The sequence below is a fragment of the Martinezella tropici genome (assembly GCF_003287875.1).
Lineage (GTDB): Bacteria > Pseudomonadota > Alphaproteobacteria > Rhizobiales > Rhizobiaceae > Rhizobium > Rhizobium tropici_C.
Genome location: NZ_QMKK01000019.1, coordinates 90,383 through 113,493, shown reverse-complemented (window position 1 = coordinate 113,493; position 23,111 = coordinate 90,383). Strand labels below are relative to the sequence as shown.

At 60.3% G+C, this 23,111-nt stretch carries 25 protein-coding genes; 9 read left to right on the top strand and 16 right to left on the bottom strand.

Annotated features, from left to right (window positions below; translation table 11 throughout):
• Nucleotides 1-105: 105 nt before the first annotated feature.
• The 9 genes from DQ393_RS03165 to DQ393_RS03125 form a co-directional block, all read right to left on the bottom strand.
• A complete protein-coding gene (locus tag DQ393_RS03165) occupies nucleotides 106-1,476 on the bottom strand; it encodes an IS1182 family transposase (RefSeq protein ID WP_112340028.1) in 1,371 nt (456 codons plus the stop codon).
• Nucleotides 1,477-1,573: 97 nt separating this feature from the next.
• Nucleotides 1,574-2,005 (bottom strand): MucR family transcriptional regulator, encoded by a 432-nt coding sequence (locus tag DQ393_RS03160; protein ID WP_112340352.1) that lies wholly within the window; start codon nucleotides 2,003-2,005, stop codon nucleotides 1,574-1,576.
• 530 nt (nucleotides 2,006-2,535) lie between these two features.
• On the bottom strand, nucleotides 2,536-2,901 hold the full coding sequence (mnhG, locus tag DQ393_RS03155; protein WP_169644802.1) for a monovalent cation/H(+) antiporter subunit G: 366 nt from the start codon (nucleotides 2,899-2,901) through the stop codon (nucleotides 2,536-2,538).
• Complete coding sequence (locus DQ393_RS03150) at nucleotides 2,901-3,278, bottom strand: cation:proton antiporter (protein WP_112340350.1); 378 nt, start codon at nucleotides 3,276-3,278, stop codon at nucleotides 2,901-2,903. The genes mnhG and DQ393_RS03150 overlap by 1 nt, the downstream gene beginning before the upstream one ends.
• Entirely contained in the window at nucleotides 3,275-3,748 is a 474-nt protein-coding gene (locus tag DQ393_RS03145; protein WP_112340349.1) for a Na+/H+ antiporter subunit E, read from the bottom strand. The genes DQ393_RS03150 and DQ393_RS03145 overlap by 4 nt, the downstream gene beginning before the upstream one ends.
• Nucleotides 3,745-5,307, bottom strand: coding sequence for a Na+/H+ antiporter subunit D (locus DQ393_RS03140; protein WP_112340348.1), 1,563 nt, complete (start codon nucleotides 5,305-5,307; stop codon nucleotides 3,745-3,747). Before DQ393_RS03140 ends, DQ393_RS03145 begins: the two co-directional genes overlap by 4 nt.
• 4 nt (nucleotides 5,308-5,311) lie before the next feature.
• Nucleotides 5,312-5,689 (bottom strand): Na+/H+ antiporter subunit C, encoded by a 378-nt coding sequence (locus DQ393_RS03135; RefSeq protein WP_112340347.1) that lies wholly within the window; start codon nucleotides 5,687-5,689, stop codon nucleotides 5,312-5,314.
• On the bottom strand, nucleotides 5,689-6,108 hold the full coding sequence (locus DQ393_RS03130) for a Na+/H+ antiporter subunit B (protein ID WP_112340346.1): 420 nt from the start codon (nucleotides 6,106-6,108) through the stop codon (nucleotides 5,689-5,691). The genes DQ393_RS03135 and DQ393_RS03130 overlap by 1 nt, the downstream gene beginning before the upstream one ends.
• Nucleotides 6,105-8,501 (bottom strand): putative monovalent cation/H+ antiporter subunit A, encoded by a 2,397-nt coding sequence (locus DQ393_RS03125; RefSeq protein WP_112340345.1) that lies wholly within the window; start codon nucleotides 8,499-8,501, stop codon nucleotides 6,105-6,107. Before DQ393_RS03125 ends, DQ393_RS03130 begins: the two co-directional genes overlap by 4 nt.
• A gap of 348 nt (nucleotides 8,502-8,849) precedes the next feature.
• On the opposite strand from DQ393_RS03125, the gene DQ393_RS03120 reads away from it, so the two are divergent.
• Complete coding sequence (locus DQ393_RS03120) at nucleotides 8,850-9,365, top strand: hypothetical protein (protein WP_112340344.1); 516 nt, start codon at nucleotides 8,850-8,852, stop codon at nucleotides 9,363-9,365.
• Here the strand turns inward: DQ393_RS03120 and trhA are convergent.
• Nucleotides 9,340-10,008, bottom strand: a complete 669-nt coding sequence (trhA, locus tag DQ393_RS03115; protein WP_112340343.1) for a PAQR family membrane homeostasis protein TrhA — start codon at nucleotides 10,006-10,008, stop codon at nucleotides 9,340-9,342. The genes DQ393_RS03120 and trhA overlap by 26 nt on opposite strands.
• A gap of 309 nt (nucleotides 10,009-10,317) precedes the next feature.
• Here trhA and DQ393_RS03110 point away from each other — a divergent pair, with 309 nt between their 5' ends.
• Both DQ393_RS03110 and DQ393_RS03105 read left to right on the top strand, forming a co-directional pair.
• Complete coding sequence (locus DQ393_RS03110) at nucleotides 10,318-11,184, top strand: VOC family protein (protein ID WP_112340342.1); 867 nt, start codon at nucleotides 10,318-10,320, stop codon at nucleotides 11,182-11,184.
• 98 nt (nucleotides 11,185-11,282) lie between these two features.
• Nucleotides 11,283-12,452, top strand: a complete 1,170-nt coding sequence (locus tag DQ393_RS03105; protein ID WP_112340341.1) for an AI-2E family transporter — start codon at nucleotides 11,283-11,285, stop codon at nucleotides 12,450-12,452.
• A 13-nt stretch (nucleotides 12,453-12,465) separates the two neighbouring features.
• On the opposite strand, the gene DQ393_RS03100 is transcribed toward DQ393_RS03105, so the two are convergent.
• Complete coding sequence (locus DQ393_RS03100) at nucleotides 12,466-13,257, bottom strand: polysaccharide deacetylase family protein (protein WP_112340360.1); 792 nt, start codon at nucleotides 13,255-13,257, stop codon at nucleotides 12,466-12,468.
• 260 nt (nucleotides 13,258-13,517) lie between these two features.
• Between DQ393_RS03100 and DQ393_RS03095 the strand changes: the two genes are divergently transcribed.
• Nucleotides 13,518-14,429, top strand: coding sequence for a DnaJ C-terminal domain-containing protein (locus tag DQ393_RS03095; protein ID WP_112340340.1), 912 nt, complete (start codon nucleotides 13,518-13,520; stop codon nucleotides 14,427-14,429).
• A gap of 3 nt (nucleotides 14,430-14,432) precedes the next feature.
• Nucleotides 14,433-14,765 carry a chaperone modulator CbpM gene (locus DQ393_RS03090; RefSeq protein ID WP_112340339.1) on the top strand — a complete coding sequence of 111 codons (333 nt, stop codon included), beginning with the start codon at nucleotides 14,433-14,435 and terminating at the stop codon, nucleotides 14,763-14,765.
• Between the two features lie 74 nt (nucleotides 14,766-14,839).
• Here the strand turns inward: DQ393_RS03090 and DQ393_RS03085 are convergent, their stop codons facing one another.
• Nucleotides 14,840-15,229, bottom strand: coding sequence for a DUF930 domain-containing protein (locus DQ393_RS03085; protein WP_112340338.1), 390 nt, complete (start codon nucleotides 15,227-15,229; stop codon nucleotides 14,840-14,842).
• A gap of 283 nt (nucleotides 15,230-15,512) precedes the next feature.
• On the opposite strand from DQ393_RS03085, the gene DQ393_RS03080 reads away from it, so the two are divergent.
• Entirely contained in the window at nucleotides 15,513-17,606 is a 2,094-nt protein-coding gene (locus tag DQ393_RS03080) for a S9 family peptidase (protein ID WP_112340359.1), read from the top strand.
• 21 nt (nucleotides 17,607-17,627) lie between these two features.
• Nucleotides 17,628-18,149 (top strand): DUF1697 domain-containing protein, encoded by a 522-nt coding sequence (locus DQ393_RS03075; protein WP_112340337.1) that lies wholly within the window; start codon nucleotides 17,628-17,630, stop codon nucleotides 18,147-18,149.
• Here DQ393_RS03075 and DQ393_RS03070 read toward each other — a convergent pair.
• A complete protein-coding gene (locus tag DQ393_RS03070; RefSeq protein WP_245430242.1) occupies nucleotides 18,146-18,421 on the bottom strand; it encodes a type II toxin-antitoxin system RelE/ParE family toxin in 276 nt (91 codons plus the stop codon). The genes DQ393_RS03075 and DQ393_RS03070 overlap by 4 nt on opposite strands.
• Before the next feature lie 39 nt (nucleotides 18,422-18,460).
• Nucleotides 18,461-18,721: a ribbon-helix-helix domain-containing protein gene (locus DQ393_RS03065; protein ID WP_112340335.1), complete on the bottom strand. Its 261-nt coding sequence runs from the start codon at nucleotides 18,719-18,721 to the stop codon at nucleotides 18,461-18,463.
• A 95-nt stretch (nucleotides 18,722-18,816) separates the two neighbouring features.
• On the opposite strand from DQ393_RS03065, the gene DQ393_RS03060 reads away from it, so the two are divergent.
• Nucleotides 18,817-20,322 (top strand): protein adenylyltransferase SelO, encoded by a 1,506-nt coding sequence (locus tag DQ393_RS03060; protein ID WP_112340334.1) that lies wholly within the window; start codon nucleotides 18,817-18,819, stop codon nucleotides 20,320-20,322.
• Nucleotides 20,323-20,394: 72 nt separating this feature from the next.
• Complete coding sequence (locus DQ393_RS03055; protein WP_112340333.1) at nucleotides 20,395-20,934, top strand: hypothetical protein; 540 nt, start codon at nucleotides 20,395-20,397, stop codon at nucleotides 20,932-20,934.
• An 82-nt stretch (nucleotides 20,935-21,016) separates the two neighbouring features.
• On the opposite strand, the gene bla is transcribed toward DQ393_RS03055, so the two are convergent.
• Nucleotides 21,017-22,015, bottom strand: coding sequence for a class A beta-lactamase (bla, locus tag DQ393_RS03050; RefSeq protein ID WP_112340332.1), 999 nt, complete (start codon nucleotides 22,013-22,015; stop codon nucleotides 21,017-21,019).
• Between the two features lie 86 nt (nucleotides 22,016-22,101).
• On the bottom strand, nucleotides 22,102-23,091 hold the full coding sequence (dmeF, locus tag DQ393_RS03045) for a CDF family Co(II)/Ni(II) efflux transporter DmeF (protein WP_112340331.1): 990 nt from the start codon (nucleotides 23,089-23,091) through the stop codon (nucleotides 22,102-22,104).
• Nucleotides 23,092-23,111 lie beyond the last annotated feature (20 nt).

Genomic DNA, 23,111 nt, shown 5'->3' with positions numbered 1-23,111 from the left:
CAGACTGCTGACAAACCCCGTCAAATTTTGGCGGGGTTTTGTATTTCTGGTGTGTTTGTTTCCTGGGTTGCGGCATTGAAGGGAGATCGGTCCTGCTCCTGTGATTCATGCGAGGCTCGGTTTGGGTGTCTTTGTGAGCGCCATCGCGATCTTCTTGATGTTCTGGGCTGCGGCGGCCATCAGGCACTGGCATCGGACTTTGATGAGACTTCGGAAGCGGGCGTAGCGATGGCCGTGCAGCTGCTTGGCATCGGCAAAGGAACGCTCGACCGTCTCCTTGCGTCTTTTGTAGATCGCCTTGCCCCAGGATGTGAGACGGTGACCGTCGGTGCGCTCGCGGGCATCGGCCCAAACGTGCCGGGTGATGGTGCGGATGGCCTTGCCGTTGGACGTGCACGACGCCAGAAGCGGGCAGGTGCCGCAGATGGCAGGATCGGATGTGTAATGCTTGTAGCCGTTGCGGTCGGTGGTGGCGTAGGTGAGAAGCTGGCCTTGCGGACAGCGATAGCCATCGGCTCGCTGATCGTAGACGAAGCTGTTCTTGCGCATCATGCCGGCTTTGGGCGGGGTCGGATTGCGATAGCCGGTGACACCGAGGATGGCGCGGTCCTCCAGGCCTTGGGCGATGCCTGAGGTGGCATAGCCGGCATCCAGCCCGACAGCCTTCACATCGAAGCCGAAGCGTTGGCACTGCCGGTCGAGCCTGCCGAGATAGACGATGCTGTCATGCACGTTGGCCGGCGTCACATGGGTATCGGTGATGATCGCATGTCGGCCGTCCACCGTGCGATGATCGAGATAGAAGAAGCCCTTCGGCTTGCCGTCACGCACCATGTAGCCGCTCTGGGGATCGGTGCGCGACACCTTGGTCTCCTTGATCTCGGCCTGGCGCTCCCCGTCCTTCAGCGGCTTCTGGCCATGCAGCTTGCGCTCCGCGTCGATCGCCCGGTCGAGGTCGGCCCAGTAGTCGGCACGCGATTTCTCGATCATGGCCAGATCGTATTTGCCCTTGTTGGCATTGGCCTTCAGATGGGTACTGTCCGTATAGAGTACCGTGCCGTCCACCAGCCCGTGGGAAACCGCCTGTTCAACGATGTGGTCGAAGATATCCTGGGCCACCGACGTATCGTTGAAGCGTCGGCGGCGGTTCTGCGACAGGGTCGACGCATCGAACACGCCATCCGTCAGCTTCATCCTGAGAAACCAGCGATAGGCGACATTGACCTCGATCTCGCGCACCAGCTGCCGCTCGGAGCGAATGCCGTAGAGGTAGCCGATGAACAGCGCCTTGAACATCAGCGTCGGATCAAGCGGCGGGCGGCCATTGTCGGCGCAGTACAAGCCGGCAACGCGATCGTGGATGAACGAGAAGTCGATCACCGCGTCTATTCGGCGCAGAAGGTGATCCTTCGGCACAAGACTGTCGAGCGTCACCATCTCGAGAGCCGTCTGTTCGGGAGCAGGTTTCTTCAGCATGTCCCATTGAATCAAAAACCTCCGGCTGACGCCAGAGGTTTGTCAGCAGTCTGAGCCGGCTTGAGAGCCGGGTTTTTCTTTGATCAGTAATGAACTCTCAGCGGCCGCCGCGCTTGCGGCGCTGGCCGAGACCCATTTCCTTTGCAAGGCGCGAACGGGCTTCGGCATAAGCCGGTGCCACCATCGGATAATCGGCGGCCAGATCCCACTTCTCGCGATATTCTTCCGGCGAAAGACCGTGATGGGTCATAAGATGGCGCTTCAGCGACTTGAAGCTGCCGCCACATTCCAAGCAGGTGATCTGATCATCCTGCACGGACTTGCGAACCGATACGGCCGGCTTCTGCTTTTCGACCACGGTTACGGCAGGAGCCGGAGCCGAGGTGTTGCTCAAGGCGGAATGTACGTCGGAAATCAAGTTCGGAAGGTCGCTAACCGGTACGACATGGTTGCTGACATAGGCCGCAACGATGTCGGCGGTCAGTTCAACCAGTAACTCCTGCCCGTTGCCAAGGGCCGCATCTGTCATTGTGTTCTCCTGTTCATCGGCTTGCTTGCCGCGCCGCGCCCCAAAAGAGAGCGCAGGGCACAGCGTTGCTGTATAATCTGCGCCTGACTTCGGAAATCTGCTGATCCCGGAGTTTCCCAGCGCCGAGCAATTCGCGCAAACGTATTGCTCGTATTCGTAGCAGCCATCAGCAAGAAAACGGTGCATAACGCCATATTTCTTATCGCATGAAATCCACCCCTAGATTTCACGCGAGGGAAAACCGCCTCTTGCCGCCTGATATCAGAATTAGCGACCACGATAGCGATCTCTAATCGCTGATCGGAACAAAGTTTTGCTCAGCTTTGTATCAAGGAAAGATAAAAGCATTGAGAGCTTAAACCCGGTCGAGACTAACTTAACATCAGAACTCTACTTGAATCTGAATTAGCACTCTTTACCCAAATGTCCAGTTTTTAATCCCAACATTTCTTCGCAAAAAATTCATCTACTAAAAAATGGATAACTAATAACGCGAACAGATATTCCTTCATTAACAATTTCTGCGTTTGTTAGCCCTTTTTTCCATTCCCGTGTTTCGCGAGCTGCTGGTGCCGCACCAATTCGTCGCGTACGGAAGGCGCCGTCAAGCGATGCCCCGCCTTGTGCGCCGCACGCGCAAGAAGATGTGCCGAAATCGGTGCGGTCAATACGAAAAAGACAAATCCGGCCAGCGCCCGCGCCAATATCGACAGGTCCTGCGAATGAATGCCAACCGCAAGTAGCAATAGGCCGGAACCAACCGTGCCTGCCTTCGATGCCGCATGCATGCGGCTGTAGAGATCCGGAAGGCGAACAATGCCGATGGCGGCAATAAGCGAGAACAATGCGCCAGCCAACAGAAGCATGGCGACCAGGATAGCCCAAAGCAAATCCATCAACGCCCTCCCTTCCGTTGCTTGTTCCGCTTGCGCGTCTTCTTGCTTTCGGAAGCGCCGATAGTTTCCGGGCGTGCAGCATGCCGGCTCGAAACATCGGGTTGCGCCCGCGTCAGGATGAACCGGGCGAAGGCGACAGTGGCGAGGAAACCGACGAGGCCCAGCGAAATGGCAATATCGATGTAAAGCGTGAAGCCGGTCTTGATGGCGATGACGGCAATGAAGCCGATGGCGATCGCCACCAGCATATCGAGCGCCAGAACCCGATCCGGCAATGTCGGACCGGCAACCACGCGATACACGGTGAACAGGAAGGCGATGCTCAGTATGCCCAGCGCCACCATTGCTGCAGCCGAAACGATAGATGCGACCATCATCGGAAAGCCTCCATGATGCGGCGCTCGAAGCCGTCGGCGATGCCGCGCCTGATGGCTTCCGGATCGGAGCAATCGAGCGCATGGACATAAAGCATCCTGCGGTCATCCGAGACGTCGACCGATAGCGTGCCCGGCGTCAGCGTGATGAGGTTGGCAAGCAGCGTGATTTCAAAATCGCGGTCGACCGTCAGGGGAAAGGCGAAAATCCCGGGCTTCACATCGATCCTGGGGCTCATGACGGCCACGGCAACAGCCCAGACGGACTTTGCGAGCTCGCATATGAACAGTACCACGAGCGCGAGGATGCGGCGAGCACGCCCGAGATAGAGTACGCCTCCGTAGGATGATCGCACGATCGCGAGCGCAATCGCCGCAAGGACGAAGCCGAAGACCAGATTGATGAAGGAAGCACTGCCGGTTACGGCAACCCAGACGATGGCAAGCAGCAGATTGAAGATGAAGAGAATCATCGAGCGCCTCCTGCCGCGGGAAAGACGGAGTGCAGATAGGCCGATGGCTGCTCGAGGCCGGCGGCCGCCGCCTGGGTCAGGTGCAGGAGCCGTTCCGGAAACAGGCCGAAGCCGATGACAAGCAGCGAAAGAGCAAGAAGCGGCAAAGCGGCCTGCCACCTGATCGGCTCCGCCGCGACGCTATCGCCCGCCGCGGGTCGCCAATAAGCGAGCAGGAACACCCGCCCGAAAACGATCGTTGTCAGGAAACCGGCCAGCAAGATTGTTGCGGCGAGCCACCAGGCGCCCGTTGCGAGCGCGGCCTTCACCAGTACGACCTTTGGCCAGAAGCCCGAAAAGGGCGGCAGACCGCTGACGGCGAAGAAGAGCACCAGCGAAAGACCGGCAAACCAGCCGCTCTGCCGATAGAGCCCGCCGAGAGCCGTGAGTGAAAAGCTGCCGCCGAGCCGAGCCGCCTGCCCTGCAAGCAGATAGAGCGCGGTCATCAGCACCATCGAATGCAGCGCATAGAAGATCGCGCCGCTGAGGCCATCGGCATTGCCGAGGGCAACGCCAGCCAGCATCGTACCGATGCCCGATATGACGATATAGCCGAGCATGCGCCTGACATCGTTTGCCCCGAGCGCACCCATAACCCCGACGAGCATGGTCGCGATGGCGATGACCGTGACCAGCGGACCGAGCCCTGCCCGCTCGACAGGCAGCAGCATAACCAAAACCCGGATGAGGGCATAGATGCCGACCTTGGTCAGCAAGCCGGCGAAGAGCGCCGAAACGGTGATGCGGGGGGTGTGATAGGAAGCCGGGAGCCAGAAATTGACCGGGAAGGCTGCCGCCTTCATGCCGAAGGCCAACAGGAACAGGCCTGCCAGGGTCGTCAGCGGCGCATTGCTCTCACCCGCCCTCGCCTTCATGGCGATATCGGCCATGTTGAGCGTACCGAAGACGGCGTAGAGATAGCCGACGGAGACGAGGAACAGCGTGGTGGCGATGAGATTGAGGACGGCGTATTTCAATGCGCCATCGATCTGCTCGCGCTCCGAGCCGAGGATCAGCAGGCCGAAAGACGAGATCAGCAGCACCTCGAACCAGACATAGAGATTGAAGACGTCGCCCGTCAGGAAGGCGCCGCTGACGCCAGCCAGCAACAGCATCAGAAAAGGGAAAAAACCATATCGCCGCCCGCTCACGGTGATTTCGCCGAGCGAGTAGAAGCTCGCCAACAGGGCGACAATGGCTGCCGTCAGGGCCATGAGCGCGCCGAAAATATCGACGCTGAAGGCGATGCCGAAAGGCGGCAGCCATCGTCCCATGACCATCGTGACGGCGCCCTCGTCGACGACCTTATAGAGCAAGGCAGCGTCGATCAGCACCAGCAGTACGAGACCGGGAATAGCGATCGCGGCATGCCATTCGGTACGGTTGCGCAACATCAGCAGAATCGCCCCGAGCCCGATGCACAAGGCGACCGGCAGGATGACAAGCCAATGGCCCACAGGCACGGGTGCGGCAACCAGCGCGGCGAAGAGATCGACGGGAATATCGGGTAGGCCGGCCATCGCGTCAGTATCCCAGGGGCGGCAACGGCCGCTCGTCCGGTTCGGCCACGAGCATCTCGCCCGTATTGTCGGTCCTTAAGTCCTGATAGGCGCGGTAGGTCAGGACAAGCAGAAAGGCAAGGAATGAAAAGGAGATGACGATCGCCGTCAGGATCAAGGCTTGCGGCAGCGGATTGGCGGCTGCGTTGTCGAGCGTGCTCGCCCCTTTCCGGATGATGGGAGGCACTTCGGGCGTGACCCGGCCGGCGGTAAAAAGCAGAAGATTGACGGCATTGCCGAGAATGGCGATGCCGAGCATGATGCGGATCGAGAATTTCGACAGCATCAGATAGATCGCGGCGGCGAAGAAGAGGCCGACGACGAGGGCAAAGACGACCTCCATCAATCCGCCTCCCGCTCTTCGAGCGCCAGCGCGATCGAAGTAATGGCTCCAACGACGACCAGATAGACACCGATATCGAAGAGCATGACGGTCGAAAGCGGCACCTCGACGCCGAAGAGATGCGGATAGATCCAAAGGCCGGTCATGAACGGCACGCCGGAAAAGACGGACACAAAACCGGCGAGGGTTGCCGCCAGCAGACCGAAACCGGCAATCGCCAGCGGATGAAAAATAATGGCTTGCCGGACCGCCGTGACGCCACAGGCAATACCATAGATCGCCAGGGCCGACGCTGCGATGAGGCCGCCGATAAAGCCGCCGCCGGGTTCGTTATGGCCGCGCAGCAGCACGAAAACGGAAAAAAGCAGCATCAGGGCGGTCAGAAACGGCGCGGCGGTGCGGAAGATCAGCGTGTTCACGAGCGCTCGGCCTCCATCCTTTCGCCGAGACCGGCCTTTTCCTCAAGATCTGGGTCGTTGGTTGCAAGCTTACGCTCGCCGCCGGCACGGATGCGGATCAGCGCCAGGATCGCAAGGCCGGTCACGGCGACGACGGCAATCTCGCCGAGCGTGTCCGTGCCGCGGAAATCGACGATGATGACATTCACCACATTATCGCCATGCGCGATCAGCTTCGAATATTGATTGAAGAAGGCCGTCAGCGTCAGGTCGAACGGTGCCTGGGTCGCCTTCAGCAGCAGAAGCGCAAAGCCGATGCCGCAGGCGATCGCCAATACGGCATGAGCGACCCTGGCGAGCGGCGGCCGGTGATCCGAAGGCGAGAGGCGCAGGCGCGTCATCACCAGGGCCAGGATCACGACCGAAAGGGTCTCGACCATGAACTGCGTGAAGGACAGATCCGGTGCCCCGAACAAGAGAAAGATGACGGCGACGGCAAATCCCTGAATGCCGAGCGAAACAATGGCCGTCAGCCGGTCCCGCGCGAAGACGACTGCGGCAACACCGATGATGGCGATCAGGAAGATCGCCGCCTCGTGCCACTGCAGGTCCGGCCAGGCAGGCACATGAGGCAATTCGCCGTGGATCACGAGGGGGATCAGCAGCATCGCCGCAAGGCAGAGGAAGGTGACGGCGACATAGATTTCCAGCCGCCCGGGCTGCAGGAAACGCGAGACGACGTGTGAGAGCCGCACCAGGCCGGAGATGAACCCGTCGAAACCGCGATCCGGGCCCGGTCCCAGCATTCGCAGGACCACAGACATGAAAAAACGGGCGCGATCGAGCTGCCAATAGACAAGGATGCCGATCAGCACGGTCACGATGGAGAGTGCCAGAGGCAGGCCGATATGCGGAGTCAGCGAAACTGCGATCTGTAAACCTTTGCCGCTGACAGCGCTTGCCATCGGTGAGGAGATGTAAACGTGCCATAAGGGTGCGAACAAGGCCGAAGCAATGCCGAGCAAGGCAAGTGTCACCGGCCCGAGCCAAAGCAAGGGCGGCGCTTCATGCGGATGGCGTGGCGTCTCGGTCAGCGGCCCCAGGAAAGGCTTCAGCGCGACGGCGAAGGCGATGGCGAACATCAGCGCGTTGCCGGCCACGGCGATGATCGTCAGGATGATCGCGGCGGGCGATGCCTGTGCCAGCGCGGCATAGATCTCTTCCTTGGCGAGGAAACCGAAAGCCGGCGGCAGCCCCCCCATCGAGACCGCTGCAACCAGAGCGGCGGCAAAGGTCAGCGGCATGGCCGAGCGCAAGCCGCCCAGCCGGGTGATGTCGCGTGTTCCCGTCTCATGATCGACGATGCCGGCGACCATGAAAAGCGCGCCCTTGAACAGCGAATGCGCCACCAGATAGAGGACAGCTGCTTCGATGGCATAATCCGTGCCGAAGCCAGTGAGCATGACCAGCAGGCCGAGCGAGGAAACCGTCGTATAGGCGAGCTTCAGCTTCAGATCGGTCTGGCGGATGGCAAGCAAGGTTCCGACGAGCAGCGTGGCGGCACCAAAAAGCGGAAGGATGGCCTGCCAGGCCGTCGTACCGCCGAGGACGGGATTGAGCCGCATCACAAGATAGACGCCCGCCTTCACCATGGTTGCCGAGTGAAGGTAGGCCGAAACGGGAGTCGGCGCTTCCATGGCATTCGGCAGCCAGAAATGGAACGGAAACTGCGCCGATTTGGTGAGGGCGCCGCCAAGCACCAGGATCAGGGCTGCAAGGTAGAGCGGACTCGCACGCACGAGATCGCCGGCTTTCAACAGGTCGGACATCGCGGCGATGCCGGTTATCTGCCAGAGCAGCAGCAGGCCTGCCAACAGCAGCAGCCCTCCGCCGCCGGTCACGACCAGCGCCTGCAGCGCCGCCCGGCGCGAGGCTTCCCGCTGATGATCAAAACCGATCAGCAGGAAGGAGGTGATCGAGGTCAGCTCCCAGAAGACGAAGAGCGTCAAGAAGCCATCCGAGACGACGAGGCCGAGCATCGAGCCCATGAAGAGGAAGATGAAGGAGAAGAAGCGGCCGAGATCGACATGCCCCTTCAGATAGCCGCCGGCATAGAGGACGATCAGCGTGCCGATGCCAGTGATGAGCAGCGCGAAGGTCAGCGACAGGCCGTCAATCAGCCAGGAAAACCGCAGATTGAGGCTTGGCACCCAATCGAAGCCGCCCAATTCAGCCTGCCCGGCCGCGATTGCAGGAAGAAAGCCGACGAAATGAATGAAGGAAAGCGCTGGAAGCAACGCCAAGAGCCAGGCCGCATTATGACCTAGCCGCCGAACAGCGATGGGCGCGATCAATGCACCGAGAAAGGGCAGGCATAGTGCCAGGAATGTCAGGCCCGCGGTGGCGGCGGCCATGTCCCCCCCTTTGTTGAATGATCATCGAATCCGTCAATGCCGGAGCTGACTTGAAGGGATAGGCGAAAGGGCACATCGCCTCAAGCCCTGGAAAGGGAAAACCGGACGTAAACCACTGAAATCGGCTTTTTAAACGGTGGCCTGCAGACGTTGCAAACGGCTGGACCCGTGACTGCTTCGTAAACTGCGGGCAGCGGGGCCAGACAAACCGCCAATTACGCATAGCTCGCAATGAAGCTGTAACGAATTTGCGCTAATTTGTGCCAGCATCTTCAATCGCTATGGAATTTCCGCCGAAAAATGCGTTATTCTTGACCGGTTTGCAGATCCCGCCTCCCAGGAACCGCAATGCTCGCCCGTCTGATCGCACTCCTGCTTCTTTCCCCCGCCTCGGCCTTTGCCGCGGATTGGCGGTCCTATGACAATGCCGGTCTCGGCTATGCGATCGAGCTGCCGCCGGAATTCCATCTCGCAACTCCTTCCGGGGATACCGATCGGCTCGCGCTGTCACCGGCGGACCGCTCGGCGACGCTGCTGGTTTTCAGCACGATGATCGCCAATGGCGATTTTGCCTCGGAAGCGAATGGGCGCATGGCACTGGCAAGGGAGGACGGCTGGAAGATTTCCTATTCCAAATCGAACTCGCGCGGCATCAGCTTCTCAGGCACCAGGCAGGGGCGCATCGTATATGTCCGCGGCGTCGCCCTTTGCAATGGGGCGGCGGCCTTCTTCCAGATGGACTATTCGAAAACGGATATGCAGCGCTACGATGCCATCGTCATGCGCCTGGTGCGCAGCCTGCGCTCGACCAGGAAGTGCACGCCGACGGCAGAGATCGTCAAAAGCTTTCCGGTGACAGGCTGAAGCAGGTCAGCACCGCCGAATAATGCACGGCGGCCGCGGCGACGACAAAGCCGTGCCAGATGGCATTCTGGAAACGCAACTTTTCCCAGACGTGAAAGATTACGCCAAGCGAATAGATCACGCCGCCGATGATGATGAGCAGCATCGAGGCGAAGGGGATATGCATGGAAACCGACTTGGCGACCAAAATACCGCTCCAGCCCATGGCCAGGTAGAGCAGGATCGCCAATCGGTCGTAGCGCCCTGGAAACAGGCATTTCAGGATGATGCCGAAGGCGGCGAAGACCCAGACGGCGATCAGCACGCCGAGCAACAGCGGGTCGCCGGTCCCCCGCTCGAGAAAGGGCGTGTAGGTGGCGGCGATCAGGACATAGATGAAGGAGTGGTCGAAACGGCGCAGAAACCATTTCGTCCTGGATACCGGCCAGAGATTATAGGTGAAGGACATTCCGAGCGTCAGCACCAGGCCGATCCCATAGATCCAGGCCGCTGCAATCTCTCCGTGAGAGCTCCAAACCGTCGCATAGAAGATCAATACGGTCGCGCCGATCAATGCAAAGACGACCCCGACACCATTGACGATGCTGTCGGCGATAATCTCATAGCGATCATAGGCCCAACGGATGCCCCTATACTCGGTCATTGAACTCCGTCCGCTTCCGTCCGAACTCGATCTTCGCACCGGGGCGAAGAGGAAGCAACTGCGCCAAACGCGCGCATCGATCAATCTTCGTAAACGAGGCCCACCCACCGCATGCGTCAATGGAAAGCGAACGCTCAATCCGCAATTTATGGGCTTCTGTGAACAATCGAAATCCGCCATATCAACTGCAAGTACGGCGGGCAGAGGATATCCAAAGAGGCAATCAATCGGCAAACTCCCCCGCCCCTGGCGGCCCATAGCCGCCGACGCCGGTTGCCTTTTTAAAGTATCGAGGCTGGAACTGATCCTATGACCGAAACTGCCCCTTCCTATGCTCTGACCCGTCCCGCCTATGTCGGCCAGTCGCACCTCGTCGTCACCGACCTTGCGCAGGTGTCGCGTTTCTATCAGGACATGCTCGGCCTGAAGGTGATCGAGAAGACAGCAAGCGGCGAGGTCTTGGGCGTTGCCGGCCATCCCTTGCTGACACTGACGACGGATCGGGCTGCGATGCGCGCGCCGAAGACCGCCGCAGGCCTCTTCCACACCGCCTTTCTGATGCCGAGCCGCGTCGAGCTGGCGCGCTGGCTTCGCCATGCCGCCCAAAACAATGTCGTACTGGAAGGCGCATCGGATCATATCGTCAGCGAAGCCATCTATCTCTCCGATCCGGAAGGTAACGGTATCGAGATCTATGCCGACCGGCCGCACGATGAGTGGACCTTCCATAACGACGGCACGGTCGAGATGGCCACGCTTCGGCTCGATCTGCAGAAGCTCTACGAAAGCGCCCCGCAGGACCGCTGGGAGGGCATGGCCGAGGGATCGGCCATCGGCCATATCCATCTGCAGGTAGGCGATGTGGCGGAAGCCAATGCCTTCTATCGCGACGTGCTCGGCATGAAGGTAATGGCCGCGCGCTATCCCGGCGCGACCTTCCTTGCGACGGGCGGCTACCACCATCATCTCGGCGCCAATACATGGAACAGCCGCGGCGCCGGTCTGCGCTCCGAACATATGACCGGTCTTTCCGACTATACGCTGCGGTTCAACGACAAGGCCGCGCTCGATAGCGCCGTCTCCGCCCTGGAGCAGCATGAGATCAAAACCGAGAAACGCGACGGCGGCGTTTCGCTGCGCGACCCCTGGGGTATCGGACTGAACCTGATCGCCTGATCTGCCCAAATCGCTATCACGTAAGCCCGTTGCGGAACCGGAACGGGCTTTTCGCGTTGGAGTAGCGAGGCGATTGTGCCTCTGGGAACGTGCAGGGCATGGAAGTCGATAAAGTCGTTACCACGCGATCGGAAACAACGGTTACATGCGAAGGCAGGACCGACGCAGAACGCAACACATCTCAAGATGAGCGCGACGACGACAATATTTTCGACATTTCCCACGGATCGATGCGTGGCAGGCTCGACATCGCCGCATCCTGGGCGACCATAGGAATCTTCCTTATCCTGGCCTTGGCCGGCGTCTACATGATGTCACTGATCCTCATCCCGGTAACGCTCGCGGTCGTCGTCGGCATGATCCTCGGGCTGGCGGCGGAAAAGCTCAGCAAGCTCGGCGTGCCCCGCGTCCTGAACGCCATGCTCCTGTCTTCGGCCGTGGCGTTGGTCATCTTCCTCGTCATCAACGCGCTTGCCGGACCGGTCGGCAAACTCGCCCAGGAAGCGCCTGACTTCTTTCAGCGCACCTCCGACCGACTGATGCCCTACCTCGATAGGTTCAGATGGCTGCATGTGTCGTCCGAAAGCCTTCAGGGCGGTCCGATGTCGATCAGCACCCTTTTGGAAAACAGCGGCAATGTCCTGCATGTCGTGTCGACCAGCCTGACACCGGCCATCGTGCAAATCCTGATTTTCTTCGCTGCATTGCTGCTGTTTCTTGCCGGCAGGGTGAGCCTGCGCAAGACGATCATTCTGGCCTTCTCCACCCACGCGTCGCGGCTGACCACGATCCGGATCCTGAATGCGGTGGAACAGGTGCTCGGCTTCTATTTTGCGACAGCCTCGCTGATCTATGCGGGAATAGGCGTTGCCATGACTGTTATCGCCTATGTCGGCGGCTTAAGCGTGCCGGTGCTATGGGGCGCCTTCGCTTTCGTTTCGAGCTTCATTCCGTTCCTCGGCATCACGACGATGACGATTGCATTGGCGATTGCCGGTATCGTCACGCATTCCGACATCATCTTCGGCCTCGCGCCCGCCATCGCGTTTTTCGCCGTGCATCTGGCGGTCGAAAACCTCGTTTTCCCCGCAATCATGGGCCGGCAATGGGAGATCAATCCCTTCGTCGTCTTTCTTGCCATCCTCTTCTGGACATGGATGTGGGGTGCCGTCGGCGCCATGCTGGCCCTGCCGCTGTCGCTGATCGTCATGACCGTCGTCGAAGAGCTATTCATCGAGGAAAAGGTCCAGCCGCAATTGCCGGGTTAAGCCCTTTAACTCCTCAATTCGTCGTCCCGTCGTCACCCTTTTCGGAGATATCCTGCAGGCGAACGAACTCCACGCCCTTCGCCTTCAGCGCAAGAATACTGGCCGCGACCCCCTCACCCGCCGCATGCGTCGGCTGGTTGATGTGGGAGATAATGACATCGCCGTCCTTGGCGGAGGCATATTGCTTCTCCACCATCTTGGCCGGCAGCAGCGAGCCGCTGTCGCCGTTCACCGAATAGCCGGCAACTCGATAGCCCATGCCGCGGATCTGCGCGATGGCGGAAGGGCTGTATTTCGCGGTCGCGCCGCGGAACCAACGCGGCTGCGGAATTCCGGCCGCGATCATCGCCTCGGCGCCGCCCTTGACTTCCTGCGCGACAGCCTGAGGCGAGCCGGCGGCGGGGATGCCATAAACCTTGGTCGGAATGTCGACGGCCGGGATATGGTTCTGCCCGTGATTTTCCAGTTCGAAGAGATCGGGGTTGGCCAGGAAGACCTTCAATGCGTCGGGGTTGGTGCGCAGCCAACGCGCGGTGACGAAGATCGTCGCCGGGATGCGCTGATCGACAAGGGTGCTGAGAATGCGTGGATCGGTCTTGCCCATGCAGGCGTCGAAGGTGAGCGCGATGCGGGGCGCGCCCTTGCCCGCCCGATCGACGTGCAGATGCGGCTCGACAAGCCTGGTGTTCGACGGCGGCGCCTTAGGCGGCAGTTGCGGCCAGCCGGCAGGCGGCTGCTCGGTCTGCGCGGCAAGGACGGCTCGCGCGGCAAGCAGAAGCATGAATGTCGGCAACAGGCGTTTCATCGAGGCGACCACCGGGTGGATCAAACAAACGAAATCGGGCGGCCGAATGATGATCATGTCAGCTGCAACGCCGCCATCATCCGGCAACACGCCGGAAATATGGCAAACCGGCGTCGCTCGGCTCATTTCACAGCACAAATGCGCCGGACATGAAAGCCTCCAAGTGCGGACTTCAACCAGGTGTCGTCTGTGCTACGATTGATATGAGGTTGCCGTAGCACTATCTGCATATTTTTCCCTGCTCCCAAAGAGAGACATGCATGAGTCGCGATCCCTATGAAGTTCTGGGCGTGAAGCGGGACGCTCCGCAAAAGGATATTCAAAGCGCCTACCGCAAGCTTGCCAAGAAGCTGCATCCCGATCTCAACCCCGGCGACAAGCAGGCCGAGGACAAGTTCAAGGAGGCCTCGGCAGCCTATGGCATTCTTGGCGACGAGGAGAAGCGTGCGCGGTTCGACCGCGGCGAGATCGACAGCAGCGGCGCCGAGCAGGCACCGCGCAACTATTACCGTGATTATGCAGCGAATGAAGGCCAGCGTGGCCGCTATCAGAATGCCGGCGGCTTTGCCGATTTCGGCGATGCCGACGACATATTTTCCAGTTTCTTCTCGCGGCGCAGCCGGGGCCAAACGAAAATGCAGGGTCAAGACCGTCACTATACGATGGAGGTCGATTTCCTTGACGCCATCAACGGCGTGAAGAAACAGATCAGCCTGCCCGACGGGCCGGCGCTCGACGTCCAGATCCCGCCCGGCACGCGCGACGGCCAGACGCTTCGCCTCAAGGGCAAGGGAGATCCCGGCTTCGGCGGCGGGGCTGCCGGCGATGCGCTGATCGCGGTGCATGTCCGGCCGCATCGCTTCTATACCCGCGATGGCGACGATATCCGGATGGAACTGCCGATCTCGCTGTCGGAAGCAGTGCTCGGCGGCAAGATCCGGGTTCCGACGCCGTCCGGCGCGGTTACCGTTACCCTCGCTCCGAACTCCAATACGGGCAAGGTGCTGCGCCTGAAGGGCAAGGGCGCACCCGTGCGCGGCAAGGAAAACGGCGACGCCTATGTCACCCTGAAGGTCGTCCTGCCGGAGACGCCGGATCCCGAACTGACACGCTTCGTTTCCGAATGGGAGGCGGGCAAGGCACAAGATCCCAGAAAGTCCATGGGAGGATAAGCGATGAACGAGAGCGAGTTTCGACTGCACCTCCAAATCGAGACCTCCGTGCTGGAAGTCTGGATCTCAGAGGGTTGGCTGGTGCCGGAAGAGACGGATCAGGGACGGAATTTTCGCGAGGCCGATATCGCGCGCGGCCGACTGATCCTCGATCTCGACAGAGCAATGGGGCTCAACGAACCCGGCGTCGATGTCGTCATGGATCTGGTGGATCAGCTTCACAGCCTGAGGGCGACGCTGCGCGACCTGACAGATGCCGTCTGCCGTCAGCCGATCGACGTGCAGGAGCATATCCTGTCGGAGCTCACCCGCGTCGAATCCCGGAGACGGCGATAGCGTTCGACGCATCGTGCCGCTGCGACATCAAGATGGAACGTCGTGGCCCCGGCAGTCTTACGGGGCCGAAACGCTCAGTCGTAGAGATAATGTTGCTGCCAGGCCTCGCGCGGCACCTTGTCGCCGATCTGGTAGCTCAGATCCCGAACATGAATATGCTGCGGGCCGGTTACGCATGTGTAGGAGAGGTGGTACCAGTCACCCTTGCTGCGGAAAACCGCGCCGGGCGCATTCATGGCATCCGGCTTCATATCGGGATCGCCGAAAGTATACGCGATCACCTTGTCCGGCTTGAAACCCGTCTTGTCCGTGCCGATACGCTTCATGGCTTCGGCATCGCATGCCTGCTCCATCCGCTCCGAGGGGTCGAGTTTCTCCAACTGCTTCTTGATGGCCGAATCGACGGCGAAGGCGCAGTTAGCGACTGACGCCAATGGAATAAGGATGGCTAAGAGTTTCAGCATGAAGACCGGTCCCTTGCATTGTTTTGGATTTTGAGTGCGCCGGTTTCATCGGGGAAGGTCTTGATCGCCTTCATGTCGACGCACTGTATGCCGACTTCGATAAAGAATGTGGTCTCATCAAGGCAGCGCGCCATTCATGCCAGGAGCCGCCTGTTCGATCGAGATTAATGACGACGGCTTGCATGAAGCTTGAGGAGCGGACTTGCCGCTTGAACCCAAGGTCGCTGCCCTCTATTTCTCTCTTCTCTTCACATTCGACTTTCACACCAGAGAAAGTGCTCTCGTGCCAGTTTTCAAAAATCTTCCCACTCCGCCCGTCGCCGAGAAAAAGCCGTTTACGGATACACGTCACGGCATTGCCCGCACCGACGATTATGCCTGGCTGCGCGCTGATAACTGGCAGGCGATGTTCAAGGATCCGTCGATCCTGGCACCGGAAATCCGGGCGCATCTGGAGGCTGAGAACGCCTACATGAACGCCGCGATGGCGGACACGAAGGAACTGCAGAAGGTTCTCTTCGCCGAGATGAAGGGACGCATCAAGGAGGATGACAGCTCGATCCCGATGAAGGACGGCCCCTACGCCTACGGCACGCTTTTCGTCACCGGAGGCGAGCAGCCCCATTTTTTCCGCGAGCCGCGCAACGGCGGCGACCGCAAGCTGCTATTGAACGGCGACAAGGAGAATGAAGGAAAGTCCTATTTCCGCCTCTCCGGCCTCGATCATTCCTCCGATCACAGCCACGGCATCTGGGGCTATGACGACAAGGGTTCGGAATATTTCACGCTGAAGATCCGCAACTTCGAGACCGGCGAGGACCTTGCCGACGTGATCGAGAATACCGGCGGCGATGCCGTCTGGGCGCCCGATGGCAAGAGCTTCTTCTACACGCTGCAGGACGAAAACCATCGCCCCTCGAAGATCTTCCATCACATCATCGGCACGCCGCAGTCGGACGACCGGCTTGTCTATGAGGAGGAGGATCCAGGTTTCTTCATGGGCGTCGGCGGCTCGCTGCTGGACGACTACATCTTCATCGACATTCACGATCACGAGACCAGCGAATATCGCATCATCCCGACCTCCGACCTGACCGCCGAGCCCAAGATCGTCGCCGAGCGCGAAACGGAGATCGAATATGAGATCACCGAAGGCGGCGACGTCTTCTACATTCTCACCAACGACGGCGACGCCAAGGATTTCAAGATCATGGAGGCGCCGGCGAAGGCGCCGGGTAAGGAGAACTGGCGCGAGATCGTGCCCCACAAGCCGGGCACGCTGATCCTCAGCCACCTCGCCTATGCCCGTCATCTCCTCTGGCTGGAGCGCAAGGATGGCCTGCCGCGCATCATCATCCGCGATCGCCGCACTGGCGAGGAACATGCAATCGCTTTCGAGGAGGAGGCCTATGCGCTCGGCCTGCAGGGTGCGGCGGAATACGACACGGATGTCATCCGGTTCTCCTATTCGTCGATGACGACGCCGAGCCAGCTTTACGACTACAATATGGTGACGCGCGAGCGCACCTTGCTGAAGACGCAGGAAGTGCCCTCTGGCCATAATCCGGCCGACTACGTGACGCGCCGCGTCTTTGCCCCTGCCTGGGATGGCGAGAGAGTGCCGGTGACGCTGCTCTATCGCAAGGATACGCCTCTCGACGGCTCAGCCCCCTGCCTTCTCTATGGCTACGGCGCCTACGGGGTTACCATCCCGGCCGGCTTCAACACCAATTGCCTGTCGCTCGCCGATCGCGGCTTCGTCTATGCCATCGCCCATATCCGCGGCGGCAAGGACAAGGGTTTTGCCTGGTACGAAGACGGCAAGATGGAAAAGAAGACCAATACCTTCAAGGACTTCATCGCCGCAGCCGACTATTTGAATCAGCAGAAGTTCACCTCTTACGCGAAGATCATCGCCGAAGGCGGATCGGCTGGCGGCATGCTGATGGGAGCCGTCGCCAACATGGCGCCGGAAAAATTCGCCGGCATCATCGCCGCCGTGCCCTTCGTCGACGTGCTCAACACCATGCTCGACGACACCTTGCCGCTGACGCCGCCGGAATGGCCGGAATGGGGCAACCCGATCGAAAGCAAGGAAGAGTACGAGCAGATCGCCGCCTACAGCCCCTATGACAATGTCGGCGAGAAGCCCTACCCGCCGATCCTCGCGCTCGGCGGCCTCACCGACCCGCGCGTCACCTATTGGGAACCGGCGAAGTGGGTCGCCAAGCTGCGCGAGAAGACGACGAGCGACGCGCCCATCCTGCTGAAGACCAACATGGATGCCGGCCATGGGGGCGCTTCCGGTCGCTTCCAGCGCCTGGAGGAAGTCGCGTTCGAATACGCCTTCGCCGTCAAGGTTGCCGAGAAGATGTAAGCCGAACTGCGGGAGGAAGCCATGGCCGTGTTCGTCGCCCTGCTGCGTGCCGTCAATGTCGGCGGCACCGGCATGCTGTCCATGGCCGATCTCAAGACGCTCTGCGAAGAGATCGGCTTCAAGGATGTGCGCACCTACATCCAGAGCGGCAATGTGGTCTTCTGCGCCGAGGAGGACGAGGCAACGGTGCAGGCTCGGCTTGAAACGGCGCTGGCGGCCAAGATGGGCAAGTCTCCGGGCGTGATCCTGCGCAACCGTGAAGCGCTGGAAAGGGCAGCGGAACATTCGCCCTTCCCGCACGCCAAGCCGAACTACCTACTGGTGACCTTCCTGCAAGATGAGGCACCGAAGGATGCACTGGACAAGCTCGTCGCGCCCGGCGGCGAAGAAGTGCGCGTCGCCGGCCGCGAAATCTATGTACATTATCCCGATGGCTCGGGCCGCTCGAAGCTGAAGCTGCCGGCGCTGAAGGCGGGAACGTCGAGAAATCTCAATACCGTGCGCAAGCTTGCGGAGATGGCGCGGGAGCTGGAGGAAGACTAGGAGCGCTCCACAAGCGTTGCGTAGTCTCTGCTTCCGAAGAAGATATGGTGATCCAGACCTGTATTTTCGGCGACGGTGTAAAGGATGACGACGCTCTTTTCGAGAACCGCCATACGAATGCCGGTACCTAGGTCGTCTCGAGCAACGCCTCCGAACGGTGCATCACCGATCTTTTCACAACGCGCATAGATACGGCCAATATATCCCTCCGCTGTTCTGATATTCTGACTTAGCTCGAACACGTTAGCTGCGATTTCAAGCAGATTTTCCATGGCCTCCGGGCGATACTCGACCGCATATCGCTCCATGATCTACCGACGCTTGTCAAAAAAAGCATCAAGGCGCTGTTTTACGTCGTGTCCGCTCAGGTTTGGCCGAGGATCATCCAAGGACGCGGCAACCTTTTGCCTGATCCCTGCGATCCGCTGCTGATATTCCTCTTCTTCCCTTAGCCAGACCCGGACTGCCGCCCGTAACACCTCGCTCGTAGAGGCATAGCTACCCGCATCGACGCGCGCCTTGATCGCAGCCACCATTTCACTGGGGAGCGAAATGCTCAGTTTCTCTTTCATCGCAGAATTCTCTTATCCGGTAGGATAAAGTAGGATGATTTCCTACCCGGAGCAGGCGCCTTGCGCTGCCTCACTGTCGCCCCTACCTTAGGGACATGAGCTCTCCTCTTCACGATGATACCGCCCTTCGGGCGCCGACGGTCGCCTTCGACAACAGCTACGCGTGCCTGCCGCCGCAGTTTTTCGCGGATCAGACGCCGACCCCGGTCGCCGCACCGCAGCTGATCAAATTCAACGAGGTGCTGGCACGGGAGCTCGGGCTGGATGTGGAGGCGCTGAAGCAAAATGCGGCGGCGATCTTTTCCGGAAACGAGCTGCTGCCGGGATCGCAGCCGATCGCCATGGCTTATGCCGGCCATCAGTTCGGCAATTTCGTGCCGCAGCTCGGCGACGGACGCGCGATCCTGCTTGGCGAGGTGAAGGATCGGAACGGCAGACGCCGCGACATCCAGCTCAAGGGGTCGGGACCGACGCCGTTTTCCCGCCGCGGCGACGGGCGCGCCGCGCTCGGCCCGGTCCTGCGCGAATATATCGTCAGCGAGGCGATGCACGCGCTCGGCATCCCGACGACGCGAGCGCTTGCCGCCGTGACGACCGGAGAACCTGTCTATCGCGAGGAAGTGCTGCCGGGTGCAGTGTTTACGCGGGTAGCGGCGAGTCATATTCGCGTCGGCACCTTCCAGTTCTTTGCGGCGCGAGGCGATACGGAGAGCGTGCGGGCCTTGGCGGATTACGTCATTGCCCGGCACTATCCCGAGATTCGAGACCGCAAGAATCCCTATCTCGTCCTGCTGGAAGCCGTGGCGGAGCGGCAAGCGTCTCTGATCGCGCGCTGGCTGCATGTCGGTTTCATCCATGGCGTGATGAACACCGACAATATGACGGTCTCGGGCGAGACGATCGATTTCGGTCCCTGCGCCTTTATGGATGCCTATGATCCGGCGACCGTTTTTTCATCCATCGACCGCAATGGCCGCTATGCCTATGCCAACCAGCCGGCGATCGGCCAATGGAATCTCGCGCGCCTCGGCGAGACGCTCATCCCGCTGATCGACCCGTCCGTCGATACGGCGATCGATCTGGCGAACACCATCATCAAGGCCTATGGCGAACGCTTCCAGGCCTATTGGCTTGCCGGCATGCGCGCCAAGATCGGCCTTGCAAGCGAGGAGGACGGCGATCTGGACCTGATCCAGTCGCTGCTGGCGACGATGCAGCAGCAAGGCGCGGATTTCACGCTCGCGTTTCGCCGGCTTGCCGCCCTCGCCGTGGATGAGGACGCCGGCGATTTTGCCGCTACCTTCAGCGATCCGCAATCGACGGCGCCGTGGCTCGAACGCTGGCGTGAGCGCCTTAGCCGCGATCCTCAAACGCCGACGACGCGCGCGGCAACGATGCGCAGGGTCAATCCGGTCTTCATTCCCCGCAATCACCGAATCGAGCAAGCGATCGAAGCCGCCGCCGAAGACGGTGATTTTTCCCTGTTCGAGGCATTGCTGAAGGTGCTTGCGACACCCTATGACGACCAGCCTGCCTTCGCACCCTATGCCGAACCTCCGCTGCCGAGCGAGCGCGTGCTGCAGACCTTCTGCGGCACGTAAGAAAGCCGGAAGCATAAGCCCCGGGCATGCTTGCAGAGTCATCGTCTCCTCAACCCATGGGGAGACATCACGATGAAAGTGCACCACAGCACCCAGAACTATTTCAGTACGCCGATCCGCAGCCAACAGAACAGCGAGAGCGACGACAGCTCGACATTCTCGCTACTGAGTGATGGCGGCGACCAACAGAAGGGTTCGCAGGGACCTTCCATCTCGTCCAGCGGCGTCCCCTCTTCCATTTCCTCCGGCTTCTGGCTCAACCAGCTCAGCCAGGCGTCGTCCTCCACAACGGACGCCGCCGACGATCGGTCGGCTGCGAGCGTTTCCGGCAGCAGCTCGGCCTCGTCGAGCAGGCAATCCGACCAGGACATTCTGGACGAGTTTGCCAAATGGGCGAATATGACGCCGGCGCAGAAGATTCGTGCGCAGTATCTCGAAGCGCACGGCCTGACGGAAGATTCCTTCAAGGCGCTTTCGGCCGATGAGCAGAAGGCGATCAACGATCAGATCGCTGCCGAGATCAAACAGAAACTTGGTGTTGGCAATGCCGACGGCGAGGGAGATGGCGACAAGGAAACGGACAGCGCCGCATCGGCATTGTCCATCGCCTGAAGACATTACGGGACTGCATGAAGGCGATACGAACCTGATTCAGGTGATGGCCGTATCGCCTTGTTTCTTTTGATATGTTTCGTTATTGCCCGACCATCCCGGTAACGATCTTGCTGACCTCGGCAAAGACCGCTTCAATATCCTTCGCCGATGCGGTCGCCTCCGCAACGAAGGTCGTCACGAGGATCGGCCCGCGTTCCGGTGGCCAGATCACCGCGATATCGGCATAGGAGCCGTTGTTACCGGTCCCGGTCTTGTCACCAACCTTCCACTCCTTCGGCAGGCCTGCGCGCAGGCGATTATTGCCCGTGGTGTTGGCGACCAGCCAGTTGACCAGCTGATCCCTCGAAGTTTCCGACAGTGTATTGCCGAGGGTCAGGAGGCCGATACTGTCCAGCATCGCATCCGGCGTCGTCGTATCGCGCGGGTCGTCCTTGACCGCCTGATTGACATCGGGCTCGTTGCGGTCGAGGCGGGTTTCGGTGTCGCCTGTCGTGCGCAACCAGGCGGTCAGGGCGGCAGGGCCGCCAAAGCTTTCAAGCAGCAGATTGCCGGCCGTATTGTCGCTCAGCGTGATCGCCGCACCGCAAAGTTCGGCGACGGTCATGCCATCGGTGCCGGCATGCTTTTCGGTCTCCGGCGAATAGGTGACCACTTTGTCCTTGCCGTAGATGACGCGCCGATCGAGCTTTTCCGTGCCCTGATCGACGCGCGCCAGCACGAAGCCGACGGCGAGCGCCTTGTAGGTGCTGCACAGCGGGAAGCGCTCCTCCTCGCGATGGCCAAGGGAGATATTGGTTTCGGTGTCCAGCACGGAGACGCCAAGGCGGCCGCCGGTCTTCTTTTCAAGATCCGCAAGCTGTTTGTCGACATCGTCGGACAATTGTGCGCCGTCCTGCGATGCTCCGCCTTCCATGCCCTGGTCGCCGGCGTCGGGCGCCGCCGAATTGTCCGTCGTCGGGAGCGTCTGTGATGAGGCGCCGCTCTCCTGGGCGAACAGCGCATCGGGGCCAAGTGTCAGGGCGGGAAGGAGCAGCGCCGAGCCCGCCATGAGGCGGCGGCGGGTAAGCAATGTGGGCATGAGAAAAGCCTCCAGCAGAATCGGGCAGATGTTGGGCTATGCGAGGAATATGGCAAGCCTCTGACCTCACCGATTGCTAGCGGATTTTATGCCGCCTTGTCGACCGTGACTTCAACGGTGACGTGCGACAATTCATGAATAGCGGCAAGCCGTGCCTTGTAGAAAGACGGGTCGCGCGACACGGACGTTGCAACCGCGACGATGGCGGCATGATGTCCGGGGCCGACCTGCCAGACATGTAGGTCGGTGATGCGGTCCTCGCCCGTCTCAATCGCCTCACGGATCTCATCAGGCAGGTCCTCACCCGGCGGAATGAAGTCGAGCAGAACCGCGCCGGAAATGCGCAGCAGGCCCCAGGCCCACTGCAGGATCACCAGGCCACCGACGATACCCATGACAGGATCGAGGAAGGTCCAGCCGAAACGACTGCCGAGCAGCAGGGCAACGATTGCCAGAACCGAGGTCATCGCGTCGGCTATGACATGGACGTAGGCGGAGCGGAGATTGTTGTCCCTACCCCCGTCATGATGATGGTGGTCGCCATCATGCTCGTGATGATGGTCATGATCATGAGCGTGATCATGGCTGTGCCCATGGCCGGAATGGCCATGATGATGGTGGCTGTGATCGTCGCGCAGAAGCCATGCGCTGACGAGATTGACGATGAACCCGACCACAGCGATGGCAATGGCCTCGCGGAAATTGATCGCCACCGGATCGAGCAATCTCAGAGTGCTCTCCCAGCCCATGATCAGCGCAATCAGCGCCAGGACGATAGCGCTGGCGAAGCCTGCGAGATCCCCGAGCTTGCCGGTCCCGAAGGTGAAGCGAGTATTATGCGCATGCCGGCGGGCGTAGAGATAGGCGAGAGCGGAAATCAGCATAGCGCTGGCATGGGTCGACATATGCCAGCCATCGGCCACCAGCGCCATCGAGCCATAGACCGTGCCAGCGCCGATCTCGATCACCATCATGACGGCGGTCAGCGCGATGACGAGCCAGATGCGGCGTTCGTTGCGCTGGTGATCGGAGCCCAGAAAGACGTGGCTGTGGCCCGTATCGGAGGAAATACTCATGACGTCAGTCTCCAGTTAAA